A 17,593-nucleotide genomic window follows, 5' to 3' on the forward strand; every position below is an offset into this window, starting at 1 on the left:
TTATATATTTTATGGTATAAAGGCTGTAGATATCCTAGGAGTTCCATTTACTACAGCACCTCTAATAGTTATATTCTCACCATATACAGTTACAATTCTCTCAAAAGTTCCTGAAGCAGGTAAAGATGCTTGTTGTCCTAATGACAAATATAATCTACGAACTACATTTCTTTCACTTCCTGCAATTTTTAATATACCATTTAGTTTATGTTTTGCTTGCATTATATGACTTATATTATTAGGACTTGCAAGTGTCGTGTTAATTCCTTTTCTTAATATCGATAATTCGGCTTTTGTTAAAGCTTTCCCTACTGTAGTGGTAACTCGACCTATTGGAACAGCAGAAGCATATTTTAAACCAGTTTCAAAATCAGATTGTGGATTACCAAGTCTATCTGTACCGCTTATTGATCCACTGATGCCATCCCATAAACTAGCTATTGGGTTATATTCGTTAATTTGGTCTAAAGCATACATTGTCTTGTCAAATACACTTCCTGAATAATCACCTCCATAATTTCTCAATCCTAATGCAATTTGCTCTTCACTAGATAATGGAATATTATTCTTATCATTTAAAGTAGGCGAAAGACCGTCTAAGTATTTAGAAAAATCTACATTTTTCCTTTTTGCTTTTGGATTTGGTGCTATTGGTCCATCAAAAAATGAAGTTTTAACTCCTGCTATTTCTGCACCTAAACCACTCAAAAAACCAACGCCACCAGCTCTTGCTTCCATACCATCAGGATCTATAAAAAAGACAGGATTATTTAGTGCATATACATAAGGCGAAAACCTTCTGGATTTCTCCGCTAGTGGGTCAATATTAAGCCATCTGCCTATTGCTGGGTCATAATTCCTGGCTCCATAGTCGTAAAGATTAAGCCCCAATTCATCCTGCAGTTCTTTCCCATTGTATTTATATCTGTATGTAGCATCTGCCGAATTTAGTACCGGTGTTAAAACTACATGAGGAGGATTGGACATTGCAAATATTTTTTGCGTTGGGCTATACCCATTATGCTTTAACCCAAACGGATAATAATGATTCTCCTCCATTATCTTAACTACATTGTCAGCAGGATCTAATGTATAACTTAATCTTACATTCCCCAAATGGTCTTTGTAATTAAACACATAATTGTAGGATGTTGTTGATCCTGCTACCGTACTTTTTACATAACCTTCTGTCGTAGGAAAAAAATCCAAAACTCCATTTGTATATTGATACCCTGTCAGATAATCTGTGGTTGTAACCAAAGCCCCATTAGTAACGGTTTTCATCAGTTTTTTACCTTCTCCATCATAAAAATAATTAATTTTTGTACTGGTATTGTTATTAAAGACTATCTCGACAGGCAGGTTAAGATGGTTGTATTTTATAGGAGTAATAATTCCCTTGTTCTTATCGGTTTTAAGATCACCGTTGTCATAATAGGTATAATCATCACCTGTGTTGTCGCTACTGTCTTTAAATCCTTTTGGATGGTTTGTAGCGTCTATTACCTGCAATAACCTGTTTCCTTTATATGTGTATTTCAGATCGTCAATTTCAATAGTTGCATCTTCCTTATCATTTTCTCCATTTCGTTTTAAGGCAGTGATGTTCCCGTTGGCGTCATAACGCACTTGCTCATTATATGAATTTCTTAGACTTACAGTAGCGCCAGGCATCTGGTACCAGCTCTTAACCAGCTTGTCCAGGTTATCATACTGGTATCCATACTTACGTCGTATATTATCACTTGTAGTACGCCATGATGTTTCAGCTATATTACCATTGAATTTTGGCTTTACAAGATTGTTAACCGTATTAATTGGTGCATCAGTGTAATTTATATTAAACCCAAAAAGATCCTGTTTCCCATCAGGAAGTGCAAGGTCGGTAACATCATTAATATCCGTAAGCCATCCCCGTATATTATAAGCATAATCTACTTTTTGAAGATAGGCCACACTAGCACCATTTATATCCACTCCCCCAACTTTTTTAGATATTAACTGCCCTAATTCATTATAGAAATTATAACTCATTAATTGTGCAGGCAGTGCGTTTATTTTATGTGTAATTCGTAAGAGTCTATCCTGCTCAGTATATGCAAAATCCTCTCTTGTAACAAGTTCAACACTACTTGTAATCCTTTTATGCTTGTTTACAGTATAAGAAGGTGTTCCGTCAAAATTCAGTTTAGTATCGGTTTGGGTATAACCTCCCAAGTAATTGGTATTCCTGTTACAAATAGGTCTTGTTTTATTATCATAAAGAGTATAGGCTGTTTCTCCAAAGGTTTCAGAAGAGGAGGTCACTGCACGTGTCCAGCTTCCGGTAGCAAGTCCTTTAACCTCAGTTAAAACAGTTTGCCCTTCTACAGCAGGAAAACTAGAGATCCCTCCCGGGAATGTATAATTATCATAATATTTTGCAGAAAGCAGTTTAAAGCCCGCAGGTACTAAAGCCGCTGCCGTATATCCTGTATTTATACCGTCTATAACATCTGTGCCTCTCAATAAATTAATTGTTCCTGTGTTTGCTGCCTGTAGCGTTTTACGGTTACTGGCATTTATGGTTGCAGGATACCATCCTGTAAGGCATAACCTGCCAAAGCTATCATACATATTATAAAGCCATCCTGTACTTCCATCCCCAAAAGGAGATGCTGTTGGTCCTACCGCAATTATTCTGTCAAGCCCGTCATACACTATATATTCCCAGTTCTTACCCGGCAGCTTTTTTTCAACCTGCCTGTTCATATTATCATATTTGTACTGATAACATAAATCATCTAACTGAGATGTTGTACCCTCTGCTAATGGAGGCAGAACATAGGTTAGATTGCCGTATTGGTCATAAACATAATAGGTATCTAAAGCACGTGTAAAAAAAGTATCTGTAAAATCAGTATCCCAATAGGCTCTTTTTAAGACCACTTTACCTTCTTTGTCTTTAAACTCCTCTGTAAGATAACTTTTATTCGTTGTTACTGTTCCTGTATAAACAGCTGCTGTCTTATTTTCATTTTGCACTACATTTTTATACAACTGCCCTTCTGCATAATAACCGGAAGATACCAGCGAAACCTCATATATTTTGTTTTTGTCACTCCATGTGGCCACAGCAGTAAACTTCGATACCTGATCGTCTGTAGTGTTCGTCTGATAGGCAAATTTTACAGTATGGTCATTATCCATATAGGGATCTCCCTGCCATATATTACCCGGGGCAGCTTCTTTGCGTATCCTGTCAAGCGGCGAAGGTTCAAAGAACTTCTCACTATAAGGGTTCAAAGTGTTCTCATAGACAGCTGTATTATAAAACGCTTCTGTATTCGCTTTTGCCGAGCTATCAAATGACAAATTGGAAGCACCGCTGGCATAAGGTAAATACTCGCGGGATTGTCTATTAAAAGCATCGTACTCAATATGTGTAATGATATCTTTACCTGTTGCCGAAGCCTTTCCTGCTACCTGCTGCACAGGCCTGCCTAAGCCATCATAATAAGTTACACTTACTTTTGCCTTAGTAACATCTGAAGTTGTTGTAGGCAAGCGATAAGCTGTGGTTTTTACGTGGTTTTCTGTGGTGGTCTGTGCCGCGCCGTAAAGCGAGCAAAACAGAGAAATATATAATGCGTATATTTTGATTTTCATGATGTGTCTGTTGTTAGATTTGCCTAATGTTACTAATGATTAATTTTTGTAGCGATAATCATTTTCACTAAGCAGATTGCCTTCATTGTCTTTAACATCTTTTAACCTCCCAAAACCATCATAAGAATAATATGTTTTATACCCTCTGGCATCTATCATGGTAACAACCCCAACTAAAGGTTTGTAAATATATGCAGTCATCATTGCGGTTGCCGGCAATGAAGTTCTTAATGCTTCCAGTTTCCCTGCTAGTGAAAGATTTTTAGAGAAGAACTGTGCATCTGTAGATGCAGCAAGATCAGATGCCACCTGCGCGTCTGTTATTTTTTGCAAGTTAATAGCGCTATAAGTAATGTTTTCTATAACTGCTATTGGCTGGCTAAAATTATACCCCCAAATATAACATACCGAAGTACCTTTTTCCAGCTTGGCTTCAAGAGGGTTATTATACAGATCATATTTTAGGAACTGTACCTTTGACTCTAAAGCATTAGTCCCTTTTGATGTAGAAATGGTTTTTGGCAGCCAAGCTATATTACCGCTGGCTCCAATAGTATTAGCATAGGTTATATCTTTGGTTTCCAGAACTGTACTTCCATTTTTAGACTCTGTCTTTTTAAGTACGCCAATGCGGTTTTTAGAATCCCAATCGGTATCATAAAAATAATTAGTTGTCAGTATTTCACCTAAACTATTAATTGTGCTTGCTTTACTTAATTTTTTATTACTAAAATTGTATTCATAGTTTTCAACAGTAGTAAGCGTTTTGGCAGTTAAACCGTTACCTTCATAGAAATACTCTTTTGACGTTTTTTGTAATAATGTAGGCCATCCAAACAGCTCCCTGACTTCATTTCCAATAGTAAGATAGAAATCACTCTCGTTCCCATATGCCCAACCATTACGGCAGTAAGTGTTGATTATGCAGTCACGAAAACTAAGGTATGTAGCAAACTCAGGAGCTTTAGGTGAACTTCCTGCATCCATGATATTACCAATATGTCCAAAACTATCATGTGTACCCATATCGTAATCATAGATATTTTCTGAAACAGGCCTGTAAATTGTATCACTACTAGGCCCTACAAATTCACTATAATGTTTTTCATTCCTTACTAAGCCTCTTTTATAATCTGTATGCTCAGATGGTCTGAATGGAGGTCGTAGCTCATAATCTCCTGGATAATCAATAGGGCTCGTATACGTGTATTCTGACTTACCCTTTCCTGTTTCCCAAACAGTAATATTTTTATATCCTACATCAGATCCTTTAGTTCTAATATAAGATAAGCTATTATTTATTGTAGCTGTTGAATATCCAACATTGAATAAAGGATCCGGATTTGTCGTACCTCCAAAATCCGCCGGTATACCTGGATAATATACAGTACTACCCTGGTGAAATCTATACAGTGGCTTTGCGAATGCCAGAGATCCGCTGCTTCTTGCTCTTTTATTAAAAACCTGATAGTCAAAATGTTTTGTAATAGCAGGTGCTGAAGCATTGTCGTCAGTATAATAGCTGATCCTATTAATTCTGATACCTCCCCCCATGAGCCATTCATTATCTGTGCCCTTTGAGTCGGTTGTGAATTTTCCATTACTACCAGGTGTATATAATTTTACAGTAGCCGGGAGTCCCGTTGGAGTTGCTCCATCAGGGATTTTATAACTTAAATAATACTTTTTATTTGGCTGTAAAGTGAATAATTCACTTGTTCCGGTACCATCATTCATACCATAATCGCCTAATACATCAAATGGTTCATTTTTAACCTCTCCATCATCGGTGCGTATCGAGACTCTGCCTCCTACATATGGGGAATCCGTAGAATGCCATGAAGGTGTAGGAATAACTATAGTGGGGTAAAAACCTATTTCTCCATTTTCAGCTACTTGTATTACCAATGGTTCCCTGTAGTTATCATCAATAGAAAAATCAGTAACTTCCTCACTACCAACATACGAATAGGTATTAGGGCCAAAATCAAAAACTATACTCCCCCCTGTTGGCTGTGTGATTTTTTCAAGTACCTGTGCACTGCACCAATAGGTATCGGGTTCTTTACTGTTAGCCATTCTTTTGCTATAATAGCCCCAGTAATCTTTTAGAACCGGAGTGGAAACAGATATTATAGGTTCCTTATAAGAAAAACTATAACCAATAGTTTCAGTATTATTTATTGTGTTTTTTTCATTAACACCTGTTAAAATCATTCTGTTAAGACTTTTAGCGTTAAGAGCCGACGTAGAAATACTGGCATAATCATAGCTAAAATCATATCGTTTAACTATTTGCCCATACCAGTTTGTTACTGTCATAGAATTTAATACAGGGCCATCAGCATTCATATCGGAATCATACCTGCCTGTTCCCGTTTCAAATTTAATTCTCGCTTTATTGATAACTTCTATTACATCTAATTTTTGAGTCGCAACAGAGGTTGTTTTGTCAGAAATTGAATACTCCGGAAACAATCCATAAATGGTTCCTTGTGCAGATTGAACATCACTCAAAAAGTATTTTGGAGATGTAATATAATTTGAAGTTTCCTGATGACTGGAAGTGTTTTCCTGCGCTGGCTTATAAGTAAATCTCACTAAACTCCTGTTATTGTTGTCATAAACTTCGGTAATATGAAAGGCACTAGGATAGTTTAAAAGGGAAGGATTAAGAACCGGAAACGAATTACCAAAACCTAGAGCAAAAGGATTTGACCTTATATCATTATACTCTTCTGTCATCTCTATTCCTACCTTTACTTCATTTGGTCCGTTTTGCCCCGGTGTACCAAAAATATACTTATACCCTTTATCATCGTAAAGCTCAAAACCATTAAATACAATAGTATATCTATGTTCCGTATTACTATAGGATTGAAAATAATTAAGCTTAATGGTTATTGCATTATCGTTATCCAGCTTTACAGCTACTAAAGCTCCACTAGTTTTATCTCTTTTAATAAAGAACCTTCCTGTATTTCCCATGAAGTTGTATTGAAAAAGATCACGCTGGGTATCAAATACCCCTTTCTGAGCTACTCCCCAGCCAAACTCTCCAATCATGTCACTTAAAGGACCCGTTGGATAGGTTCCCTGTAAAGCCATAACCTGCTCGTATCTGTTTATTTTATCCCCGCCACTTGCATCACTAATGTTATCTTGCAGAATTCCTATCCTGATATTAGAACTTCCTCCAAAGAAAACTGCCTGTTCATCAGGAGAACCTTTTACAGTTCTTGAAATACTCCCTCCTGCAAACAAACTCCATCCTAAACCTGTATATGATGCTGTCTCTTCTACCGCTATTGAACCCGGATGATACTTAAGAGCAATATCCATCCTAATATCTGCAGATAAAGTTTCAACACTATACAATGGAACAGAAACATCCGGTATACCTGTATAATAATTAACCGGTACTTCTTCAAATTTCATTAAACCCGCAACTGTTGGAGAAGACGGAGAAATACTAGGTAACTGACCAACAATACTGGCTGGTTTTTGAGGATATAGATTGATCCAAAAAAATAAATTTATTATTATAAAAAAAGCCTTTTTTTTCATTATTCAAGTGTTTTACAGCTTTGTGAGTTTTTAATTTTTTCCTTTCATGACTTTTACTGAATCGGTACCTTTATCAGTACGTACCTCTACAACATATATACCCTCGGGGTAGGCCCCTAAGTCTAGTGGAATTGTCCTACTGTCTACTTCAAAGGTTTGCAATTGCCTGCCACTAAGATCAAATAATGATAATGTACCGCTGGTAAAATCAAAACCTACAATTATATTTGTAAATGGTTTTGCAGGATTCGGAATAGCTTCTAATAAAGTTTTTCTTTTTTCTTTCTTTGCCTTGTCTTTAAGCTTTACAACCCAAAAGTCATTACTGCCTTTACTACTATTTCTATCTCTTGATATTTCTCCTTGGGAAGTCCCAGCCAAGAGATATCCTCTATCGCGGGTTTCAATGAGTTTTTTCAAAATATCTTCTCCTTTACTACCAACCGTTTCTTTCCATATTTCTTGCCCTTCCGCAGAAATTTTTAAAGCGATATAATCATTGATTTCTTTTTTATCGTTTTTCTTAAGACCAATAACTTCGCTTTGTGCATAACCGCCTATAAGAAATGTACCATCGTTATTTTCAATTAAGGAAGTAAGGATATCTACACTTCCCGTATTATAGGTTTCCTGCCACTGTATATCGCCCATGTTATCTAATTTAACCACCCAGAAATCGGTACCTTTACTATTGGGTTTGCTTTTATTTCCCGAAGAAGATGAAATAGAATTACCACCAATAATATACCCATCATCTTTAGTTTGTGATATGCAGGAAAGATGGTCGTCATGCTCACCTCCCAGGGTTTTCTGCCATTCTACGGTTCCATCCTTATCAAGTTTTATAATCCAGTAATCTCCCGCTCCATAACTTTCATTTGCTTTATCCTGAGATGATGGGGAGTTAGATGATCCTCCCAGAATATATCCTCCATCTTTGGTTTGTTCAATACTTTCCAAAACATCTGAATATATTCCTCCAAATGTTTTTTGCCATTTTATTTCACCTCTTTCATCCAGTTTAACGACCCAGTAATCCATGTTGCCACGGTTTACCTCTGATTTACCATATTTATCGTTGCCGCCTTTAGCAATTATTGGACTTATGTCTGAAGCAGAGGAGCCTCCTAGTATGTATCCGCCATCAGTGGTTTGGGCAATACTCTTTAATAACTCCTGTCCGATTCCTCCAATAGTTTTCTGCCATTCTTCATGTCCCTTAGCATTTAATTTAATAATCCAGAAATCTTCTCTTCCGCGACATGAATCTTTTTTATGTAATCCTATTCCAGAATCCGATGTTCCAGCCAGGATAAAGCCTCCGTCAATTGTGTTACGAATACTATACAACATATCTGCTCCCGGCCCTCCAAAACTTTTTTGCCAATTAAGTTCACCCTGCTCATCCATCTTCCAAACCCAGTAATCAAGATCACCTTGATTATCGGAGGTTTTATTTCCTGACTTTTCGGAAAGAGAACTTCCCGCCAGAATAAAACCATAGTCTGCCGTAGGCTCTACATCAAAAAGATAATCAGCATGTTTACCTCCATAGGATTTCTCCCAAAGAACATCCTGGGCTTGCATAGTGGTACAAAAAAGAAATAGTGATTGCGTCAGTAAAAAGCATCTTATTAGCATTTTTTAAGTAGTATTAAATTTGGGATGATCAATTAAAAAAATAGTGTTTTGTCAATACATACAAGCAATAGCAAGGAGTCGACCAGAAAAATATCGACAGCGTTTCTTATAAGATCACACAGTAACACTTATAAAAACAGATAGAACTTCAATTTTTTTTCATTAATTTAACATGTATTAACTGCCTAATATTTAGAAGTCAAAAATATATATTTATCTATATGAATAAATATTTGCTTATGTTTTTATTAAAAAATCATTATTTTATATTATTTATGTTAAAATTAACATAAATAATATTGAAGTAACAATACTTACTATTTAAATAATTTTATTCGATTTTTAATCGAATTGCCAGCAATTGCTTAACAAAGGGGAAGTTTTAATTTGTATTATACCAAACTTAGAAATTCAAAAAAAATGAATTCTAATTAGGGAGAAGAAAAAATCACTTTAATCTATGGATCGATAAAGTAATTTTCAAATAAAAGTTATTGGAAACACGGAGAAACTAATATTTTTGCGCCCCATAATTTAACAACGTAGAAATATGAAAGATCTAATTGAAAAAATCAATGCTGAAATCGAAACTTTTAAAACCGAATCTGACTCACTAATTGAGAAAGGTGTTAAAGCTGCCGGAGCAAGAGCTCGTAAATCAACTTTAGAGTTGGAGAAACTATTAAAAGAATTTAGAAAAGTTTCTATCGAAGAATCTAAGAAGTAATATTTTAGATAAAATAAAACCTCGCTTAAAATGTATAGGCGAGGTTTATTCTTTTACGTATTATGATAAAGAAAATTAAAGTTATTCTTCTAACCTATACTTTACAATCAGTTCCTGATATTGTTTATATATCGCCAAGGCTATTTTTGCACTGGCGATTTGACCCTCGAGCTGCTCAATAGCGTCATTTAGGTAAGCATTAATAAAAGGATTGATAAGCACCTCGATTTCCTTCTGGGTTCTGAGTATGGTAAACAGCACATCATACTCCAATTGTATCAATTCTATCGCATGTGGCAGTGTACAATATTCACCATCATACACCTTTCTCAAATACCAGATTATTGCCGTAAAAAAGTTAATTGGTGACTCTACAAAAAAGTCTCCCTGTTTCTTTTGCCATTCCTTATTTAGTCCTAACAGTATTGTCCTTGATGATTCCGTGGCATCCGTTATGTCAATCATGAACTGTGGTTCGAGTGGATTACCACGATGCGACCTGGATGGATCTTCACAATTTAGAAAAAGACACTCCGGTTGACCTTTATACTTATGTTTGTTCTTCAGAAAATGATTATAAGCTACCTTCGAAAGGTCAGGAAATTTGAAATCGTACACCAGCATGGCATACGGGTCTTCTTTAGCAAGTGATTGGGTTATATATTCCCTGACCACAAAAACGGTTTTACCTGCTCCCGCACTTCCTGATATCAATGAACTTCGATATGGGGCGAGCACATTCAGATATCCATTTCTCCATTTGTTTTTCAGTTGGTAGCGCATAGGAATATTAATGGAATTTTCATTCAGCAGAAGGCGCTCTTCCTGTGGGAAAGTCTCGTTTTCAGTATTAAAAGTGTCGTTGCCATTTAATCTGTCTTTTATAATTCTGGACAGTAAAGTTCCACCTGAAAGCATCAACAAAAATCCGACAGAAGTAACACCAATATAAAGAATAGCCTTCCATTGGATACCATAAGGCATATGCAGGAATACATAACTTACAAAAAAGGTAACCAGCCCTGTGATCATATAAGCGAATGCTGTTTTAAAACTAAGCTTATCATCCTTCTTCCCTGTTGCACCAACAAGGCTGATAGTTAAAAATAACAATGCAACCAGCTTGGATTTCATGAAGTTATCAAATAGTTCACTTTAGTATTCCTTTCACATTCTCTTTAAAACGATAAGCAAACAGAGTTTTTTTTTAAGTTGAAAATCCTCTATATTCCAAGCTCCTTGTTGTAAGCGTAATTCCAGCAGCAAAATGTAAAATTCTTAAATAGTAATTTGACAATGATAAAGTCCAAAAAAGAAAAAATATTGCGTTTTTGATGGCAATTCTGCATCTGGGATACAGGCAGGGTCACAAAAGTGTGATTAAGGTCAGCAGGAGTAAAATTATGGCTTTATCTCATGTATCTACCCTGCCTACTTGCCATAATTACTTTAAGAAACTTCAGGATTTTGAATATATAAAATATACGCCATCCTACCATCCGGGGTATAACAGTGAAGTTGAACTGAAAATTAAGAGAGAAGCCTGATGCAGGGTTCTCTCTTAATATGATCCTTTATGTTTCAATTTCTCCAGCAAGGCTTGTATTTCCCCACTAATACGCTGCAAATTTTCTAACAGATCTTTATATACTAAATATAGCAGCAATTTTATCTAACAATAATCCTGTTTTAAGAATTTAACTTATCCATAACTTTTTCAAAAAGCTCATTAATAGGCATTGAGGCACTTTCTTTAGCTAATTTATTTAGCTCAATATTCATCAACGGATGACTAAATTTCTCAGGATTTCTTAAGCTTCTCTTTTCTCTAACGCTTAACCATGCTAAGATTTCAAAAGCATAAACAAACCATCTTGTACTGCTGAACTGAAAAAACATAGGGTCACTCTTTGCTGCGATGTCGCTTAAATCACCATTGGAAGCTTCGTTTAAGTGAAATTCACAGAGACTTGAAACGATCTCATCCAATAAAGCTAAATTTTCAGTATCCCAATTATCTAAAGCTTTTTGATACACCCCCATATGCTCAGGATAATTAAAACCAGAAAAATCAACAGATTTTTGAAACCCATTATTTGCTATTACCAATATAAACCATGATGCTGTTTTTATATCCCATCCACCATCAAGAAATTTTGACTCTAATCCATTATTAATAATTTCGATCAATATTTCACTTTCCTTATACCACTTTTGAGATAAACAATTGGCAAGCCAATAGACAGCTTTATCAAAAGCTGGTTTTGGTGGATTGTTAAGATATAATTCTGCCAATTTATTTGATATCAATAAGTTATGACACCCATTTGCACAAGCATCAACTTTATAAGTAGTATAATTAGTTGTTAATAATTCATAAACAAAATTATTACAATACCAATTGTCTAAATACTCAAATTGTAATCGAATCGACTTCCTTAGTTTTTCCGACTTTAACTCTTCATTTATTTCAGTAATTCTTTTCTGATAATCTTCTTCTTTGCGTGTCGGTTTATCCAACCACTCTTTTAATTCAGCAATTGTTTCTTTAATCTTTTTATCTGTTGAATTCATAGGGTTTATATTTTACAGATTTATGGTTTACAATCATATTAACCTATGATTAAAAATCAATATTAATTAAGATTATGTCAACATAAAAATTAAAGGCTTTTAATTTTTAAAACTTTTTTTATTATTGCTGCTGTCTCCAAGGCTTTTAAGAATGTTTCAAATAAGTCCTGCCCCTCACTAGTGTGAAAATAATTAGATAAGCTAGTTATATGGGCAGCAATATCATCACCCCATGGTGGACGTTTTTCAAGATTTTCTATATCCCATATTACACAATTAGGTGCATAATCTTTGAATGTTTCTCTTATTAAATTAATCTCTTTTACAGCCTGAGGAATATCTTCAACTGATAATTCCTTGGCATATAACTCTTTCATTATAAAAGGAAACTTTGCTCCCCATTTATTATCCTCAAGGTTATAAGCGATTGAAGAAAAAAAACTGTGCAAAAGGTCTCCAGTACCTACTTTATAAAATATTGGACCAACTTTTAGACCTACCATCGAAAATTTATTTATTAAATAAATTTATAAATTTTTGAACAAAAATCATTTATAAATTAGAGCAATTTTTGCAGTATTTAAACTGCATATCGGCCTCTATATAGAATAACGAACAACTAATATATGCAAAAAAGGACGCTTTTCTGTGAGGGGCAATCGCTTACATATGCAGCATTTAATCAATATATGGAAGACTGGTCAAACTTGGTTGCCAATCTTAAATGAAGCATTACAAATAACTCCTCATTTTCCAACGAGTTAAATTCAGACTACTGCTCATTTTATATAGATACCCGAAAACAAATAGTCACCGTCAAAGTTAAGTGTCACCGTATAGTTTTCCTTTTGTATTTCTATATAATTCGAAAATTTTAAATCTTCATAATTCTTGATTTCATTTTTGCTGAATAACTTGATAGCGTCCTTAAAAGAGATACCCGGTCGAAGGCCATTTTCAAATGAGATATCTCCCTTCTTAAAATACTGAAAACTATACCCCTTTAAGACGTTGTTTTTTTTATTTTCAACATCGTGACTCACTGAAAAATTGAAAAAAAGTGTTTTTCCCTCATTGTTATAGGATATTTCTTTAGCCGAAGCTTTGCTGCCGTCTATTACAATCATTCTTTCAAAGTTTTGATTGGTTGACGAGGACAAAAAATCCTGCTCAGTTGTTTTTCCCACAACAAAATCGTTGAGATTCCAATCTTTATCAATCCTCACAGCTAACTTTTCGGTTCTTTCTTTTTTAGGATGTGCGTTTTTAAGCAATTCCTTCGTATACTCTTCCTTGTTGCACCCTCCAAAATCAATCGTCCCATTCATAATATCCCAGTAACAAGTCTTGGAAAGATCAGTATTGTTTAAAATAATTAACCGGTCGTAATCAGGAGCAAAGAAAATAAACTTATTAGCTTCCTTCAGATTCCAGTAGAGTCCATTATCGGTATTGGGATTTTTAATTCCTTTTCCGTATTTTTTTTCCAATTTTGTAAGGATCTGTTTCTTTAATTTCTCAGTTTTCATTTCTATCCTGATACCATAGAGTGTATTTGCTGCTGTATACTTTTTTAGGATAGCAGTCAATGCGGTCTTGTCTCTGAAGGGTTCCATGTCAATATGTCCACCACCCTGTTTGGTCAGGCTGTCCGTTTTAAGCATTTCCGAATCGATCTGGAAAAATACCTTTTGTCCTGTCAGATCAATGCCGTCAAAAGTATAGTTAATACCATCCGAAACTTCAATCAACAAGCAAAAGGGATATTCAACAGTTTCAATACCGATTCTTTTGATGTCATCAAAATCGATTAGGCTTTCAATGGTCTCATTGAGATGCAGTTGGAATAAGTCTATTTTGTCCTGGCCTTTGCACGAGGTAATAAAGGGGAGGAATCCTAGTAGTACGATAAGTTTTTTCAATGGTTTTATTTATTAGGTGGGATGGCAATATTAAAATTCTTCTGTCTTCAGCTAAGGTAAGGACATTATGGGAAACGGCTTATCCCCCGCTTTATGTATTTTTAGGTCCAACCCGGATATTATAAACAGCAAGCAACAGTATCTCCAATTTGCTTTCGGTAAGCAAAGTATCTAAATCGCTATGTTTTTGTTATCAATAATAGTGAGAGCATTTTAATTTATCGATAATCGTTTATCTCCAATTGTGGGGCATAAATTAGACATTTATCAATTCGTCAAGTTTTTTCCGAAACTCACACGTTGACTAAAGTAGCTGATTTTTTGTAAAGACTAACTACTTACTACTGAAACCCAAATGACCAGCAATTTAGTCATAGAAGTTATCGACAAGTTCAATACCTTAGCAGAAATTAAAAAAAGAATGGTAAAAAGAATAGTAATTGTTTCCATAATTTACGTATTATTCATTGTAGCGATATCTCTAAATGCTGATAAAATTGGTGATTATTTTGTTCTTTTAATCACAATTAGCGGTTTGATTTTTTCATTTTTTTTAATTGGAGAAATCTATAGAAAGTATATCATTGGTTTTAAACCGAAAAATAATAAAATCACTTATTCAAATTCTGAAAACACTAATTTTCAACTGAAAAAGATATCAACCCGACCTTTTCTATTCGGACTTGAAAAGGGGTTAATTAGCGACGATGAGTTTTATTTTGATGACGAAAACTTTTATGCCGTAAATAAGGAATTTCAAAAAGCAATTTTTAAACTTAGCGACATTACCGAAATTAGTAAAACATCTATTCAAATAAATAATGGGCGGCTTTGGCAGGTAAAAATAAAACAAGGAACTGCCGATGAAATAACATTTAAGTTTGCGCATAATTACACGATATGGAACAAGAATTTCTATCATTTCTATGAAAAAATAAAACTCATTAACCCAAAACCCGAATGTGACCCAATCGTTTTGGGGCAAAGTGGCCGCAAATTAGGCTGCCGACTGAGTCCATAAAGTTCCCTTCTCCTGAACGAATATAGCCAATAGCTGGATTTTTCATCCTTAGCAAACAGTTGCTATTAAGATACATTTTTATTTTAGTGTTTTGATAAGTGTTTCAATTGTTGCTGTCTTTTGATTTAATAGTATTAGCTGGCTCTTGTCTTCCAAAAGGATTTTATAGCTAAAATCTTTGTCGGCGTTAAAATGCCACTTTTTGAGTTCAGTAAATTGCTTCCTTATAAGTTTTAGTTTCTCTTTATTGTTCTTTGACACGATAATTATCTTTGTCAATGGAGTTTTTTGCATTTTATCTATGCTAGCTTCACTGATTTCAGTGTCATTTTCTTCACTTGAACGGTACCAAAACATTTCTCTGATTGAATTAAAGTCATCTTGATTCTCTGAAATTATGTATCTATAGGCCATAATGTTATCAAGTTTATTGATCCAATCCGGGAAATTTTCATCATAGATCCTGATATAATTGTCAATGAAATCTTTATCCATTGGCTTTTTTTGGGCAATGTAATCTGTTATGATGGGATATATCTTTCTTGCCAACAGATTAATGTACTTGTGGTAATACCAATCATTTGAGTCTATTTTCCCATCTAATTTTTCATAGACGTATCCGTTACCCAAAGCCGTTGCCAAAACTTCATTCAAAATCTGATAGGAGTAATTGCTGCTTTTCGACTTATTTTCTTTGAAAAATTTGTCAATATCTTTTTTCACTTCAAGTGATTGCTCGTCATAAATGATGTGGAAAGTTTCGTGAAGCATAACACTAAACAAGTCCTTGTAATCTTTTAGATTGGTTTGAATGGCACTAATGAAATTATTGTAAAATGCTTGTGCTGTAAATCCTGGAGAATTTGGTAAAGGGTAGAATGCAATTTCAAAAGGAATAGAATTGTCCCAACTGGAATTATAAAACAATAGGCCTATTTCAAAAAAAACTTCAATTCGATGCTCTTTGGAATATCTTGTAATTTCTACCAGTTGTTTTTCAAATTGTTCCTTGTTTGGGTTATAAATTAATTCGTTATAAATTGGTGTAAATAGTGTAATCATTTCTGCCAAATCACACACCGTTTTGTTAGGAAGAATACCAACGGAACGAAGCTTAAAGTCGTTCAAATTCTTGGTTTCTATTAAATTTTTCTTCAAAATATCCCTAGTTTGCATTGGAATTTTTGAACCATAGGGAAACCCGTCAAAAGAATAGCTGTAGTCAATGGCTAATTTGTCAAATTTTGAGACGATATCTTTATAATGGTCATTGTTGTATCTTGATTTTTGAAATTCAGTTTTGAAGACATTCTGAGGGTAGCTTTCAGAAATATTTTGCATAAAGACAAACACAGCCAATTGTTCAGAATATTTGATATTGAAAGTGGTTTTTTGTCCAAAACTAAAAGTGGTCAAAAATAAAAAGGCCAGCAAAAATGTATGTTTCATAATATTTGTTTCGGTCTGAATAATATATTGTTCAACGTTCGCCAGGCTTGGCGAGGTTTGGGGCGAGACTGATGTACTTATTCCACGCAATATACCCCAAAGTTTACAATGCCATGCAAAAAAAAAATTAAAGTGCATTCTCAAAACAGCGAGAAACAGGAAAAGGTCTTTCAAAATCTGAAAAGCAAAGTGAAAGTGAAAATCTCACCAATAAAAAAGGAGAGAAAGAAAACCAGGTTACCACAAATGAAATGCCGGATATCCAAAAGGCAGCTACAAAAAAAAGAGCAATTGGTTTAGGTCTTCTCAAAAACTGTCTGCAAAAATAATGAAGCATGGAAAATCAAATAATGACCAATAGAGTTGAGTTGGAAGTTGGCCAGTGGCATGCTTGGGAAGAGCACCTGAGTAAACTGTTTTCTTTCAGTCTTTCCAAGAAAAAAGCTTTGACTAAATTATGATAGCATTGCCGCAAAATACAGCGGCACGAAGGACAGCGAAGAAAGGTTTGCTTTAAGGGCTCTGGCAGAGGAACACAGAGAAATGGAAAATAAGTTTACCCAAACATATTGGTTCGCATCACACACCGATATCGACTGGTAGTATACGGTTTAAAAAAGTGATGCCTCTTATTAATAGAACAGACCTCTGAAGTTCAAAAAAGAAAAAATATTGCGTTTTTTTTTTTGGAATATTATATTTCAGTAAATTTATATCTATTCAAATCGAATGATAATGTTCTTTAAAATAAGTCGGCTTCGTGCAGGAGCTCAATAAGATAGATTAAAAAATAAATTTACGACAGGTTATTGTGAATTAAGGAGAAGTAGGTTGATGACTTAAGGTAGTTTTAGAGTAAGCATGGCATATTCGTGGCGCACCTTCCAAAAAACATCAAAAAATAGGCTTTAGAGCTACTCATCTAAGAAAGCGTTAATTTTAAAAATCCCCGGAAAAACGGGTCTTCACAAATTTTTCTTTTATCTTTCTCTGATCACAACATACAAATTCTCAAAACCTAAGTACACCTATCAGTGTACTTTT

Annotated in this window: 10 protein-coding genes and 1 pseudogene; 3 read left to right on the forward strand and 8 right to left on the reverse strand. The window is 34.7% G+C overall.

The window, feature by feature from the left end; translation table 11 throughout:
• Positions 1-9: 9 nt before the first annotated feature.
• Genes EPI11_RS14030 through EPI11_RS14040 form a run of 3 tightly spaced genes read right to left on the reverse strand, consistent with a single transcriptional unit; the run spans position 10 to position 8,802 of the window.
• Positions 10-3,648 (reverse strand): DUF6443 domain-containing protein, encoded by a 3,639-nt coding sequence (locus tag EPI11_RS14030; RefSeq protein WP_128390611.1) that lies wholly within the window; start codon positions 3,646-3,648, stop codon positions 10-12.
• 39 nt (positions 3,649-3,687) lie between these two features.
• The gene (locus EPI11_RS14035; protein WP_128390612.1) at positions 3,688-7,215 is read right to left on the reverse strand and encodes an RHS repeat domain-containing protein; all 3,528 of its coding nucleotides are present in this window, start codon (positions 7,213-7,215) and stop codon (positions 3,688-3,690) included.
• A 30-nt stretch (positions 7,216-7,245) separates the two neighbouring features.
• Positions 7,246-8,802, reverse strand: coding sequence for a T9SS type A sorting domain-containing protein (locus EPI11_RS14040; RefSeq protein ID WP_241657632.1), 1,557 nt, complete (start codon positions 8,800-8,802; stop codon positions 7,246-7,248).
• 604 nt (positions 8,803-9,406) lie between these two features.
• Here EPI11_RS14040 and EPI11_RS14045 point away from each other — a divergent pair.
• Positions 9,407-9,583: a histone H1 gene (locus EPI11_RS14045; protein ID WP_128390614.1), complete on the forward strand. Its 177-nt coding sequence runs from the start codon at positions 9,407-9,409 to the stop codon at positions 9,581-9,583.
• An 81-nt stretch (positions 9,584-9,664) separates the two neighbouring features.
• Here the strand turns inward: EPI11_RS14045 and EPI11_RS14050 are convergent.
• Positions 9,665-10,723, reverse strand: a pseudogene (locus EPI11_RS14050) (YWFCY domain-containing protein); the annotation flags it as partial.
• A 194-nt stretch (positions 10,724-10,917) separates the two neighbouring features.
• On the opposite strand from EPI11_RS14050, the gene EPI11_RS14055 reads away from it, so the two are divergent.
• A complete protein-coding gene (locus EPI11_RS14055) occupies positions 10,918-11,130 on the forward strand; it encodes a hypothetical protein (RefSeq protein ID WP_128390616.1) in 213 nt (70 codons plus the stop codon).
• Positions 11,131-11,272: 142 nt separating this feature from the next.
• Here EPI11_RS14055 and EPI11_RS14060 read toward each other — a convergent pair whose 3' ends face one another.
• The 3 genes from EPI11_RS14060 to EPI11_RS14070 all read right to left on the reverse strand — a co-directional run bounded on the left by EPI11_RS14060 (position 11,273) and on the right by EPI11_RS14070 (position 14,079).
• Positions 11,273-12,157 carry a hypothetical protein gene (locus tag EPI11_RS14060; protein WP_128390617.1) on the reverse strand — a complete coding sequence of 295 codons (885 nt, stop codon included), beginning with the start codon at positions 12,155-12,157 and terminating at the stop codon, positions 11,273-11,275.
• Positions 12,158-12,246: 89 nt separating this feature from the next.
• Positions 12,247-12,660 carry an Imm70 family immunity protein gene (locus tag EPI11_RS14065; RefSeq protein WP_128390618.1) on the reverse strand — a complete coding sequence of 138 codons (414 nt, stop codon included), beginning with the start codon at positions 12,658-12,660 and terminating at the stop codon, positions 12,247-12,249.
• Between the two features lie 276 nt (positions 12,661-12,936).
• Positions 12,937-14,079, reverse strand: coding sequence for a hypothetical protein (locus tag EPI11_RS14070; protein ID WP_128390619.1), 1,143 nt, complete (start codon positions 14,077-14,079; stop codon positions 12,937-12,939).
• Positions 14,080-14,434: 355 nt separating this feature from the next.
• Between EPI11_RS14070 and EPI11_RS14075 the strand changes: the two genes are divergently transcribed.
• Complete coding sequence (locus EPI11_RS14075) at positions 14,435-15,100, forward strand: hypothetical protein (RefSeq protein ID WP_128390620.1); 666 nt, start codon at positions 14,435-14,437, stop codon at positions 15,098-15,100.
• Between the two features lie 78 nt (positions 15,101-15,178).
• On the opposite strand, the gene EPI11_RS14080 is transcribed toward EPI11_RS14075, so the two are convergent.
• Positions 15,179-16,549, reverse strand: coding sequence for a hypothetical protein (locus tag EPI11_RS14080; RefSeq protein ID WP_128390621.1), 1,371 nt, complete (start codon positions 16,547-16,549; stop codon positions 15,179-15,181).
• Between the last annotated feature and the right edge of the window lie 1,044 nt (positions 16,550-17,593).

The sequence above is a fragment of the Flavobacterium cerinum genome, from assembly GCF_004028155.1.
Classification (GTDB): domain Bacteria; phylum Bacteroidota; class Bacteroidia; order Flavobacteriales; family Flavobacteriaceae; genus Flavobacterium; species Flavobacterium cerinum.

Excerpts from the sequence above, each read along its gene's own strand:
- EPI11_RS14030 (WP_128390611.1), bottom strand. The coding sequence starts at position 3,648 with ATGAAAATCAAAATATACGCATTATATATTTCTCTGTTTTGCTCGCTT.
- EPI11_RS14060 (WP_128390617.1), bottom strand. The coding sequence starts at position 12,157 with ATGAATTCAACAGATAAAAAGATTAAAGAAACAATTGCTGAATTAAAA.
- EPI11_RS14035 (WP_128390612.1), bottom strand. The coding sequence starts at position 7,215 with ATGAAAAAAAAGGCTTTTTTTATAATAATAAATTTATTTTTTTGGATC.
- EPI11_RS14055 (WP_128390616.1), top strand. The coding sequence starts at position 10,918 with ATGGCAATTCTGCATCTGGGATACAGGCAGGGTCACAAAAGTGTGATT.
- EPI11_RS14045 (WP_128390614.1), top strand. The coding sequence starts at position 9,407 with ATGAAAGATCTAATTGAAAAAATCAATGCTGAAATCGAAACTTTTAAA.
- EPI11_RS14065 (WP_128390618.1), bottom strand. The coding sequence starts at position 12,660 with ATGGTAGGTCTAAAAGTTGGTCCAATATTTTATAAAGTAGGTACTGGA.
- EPI11_RS14040 (WP_241657632.1), bottom strand. The coding sequence starts at position 8,802 with ATGCAAGCCCAGGATGTTCTTTGGGAGAAATCCTATGGAGGTAAACAT.
- EPI11_RS14080 (WP_128390621.1), bottom strand. The coding sequence starts at position 16,549 with ATGAAACATACATTTTTGCTGGCCTTTTTATTTTTGACCACTTTTAGT.
- EPI11_RS14075 (WP_128390620.1), top strand. The coding sequence starts at position 14,435 with ATGACCAGCAATTTAGTCATAGAAGTTATCGACAAGTTCAATACCTTA.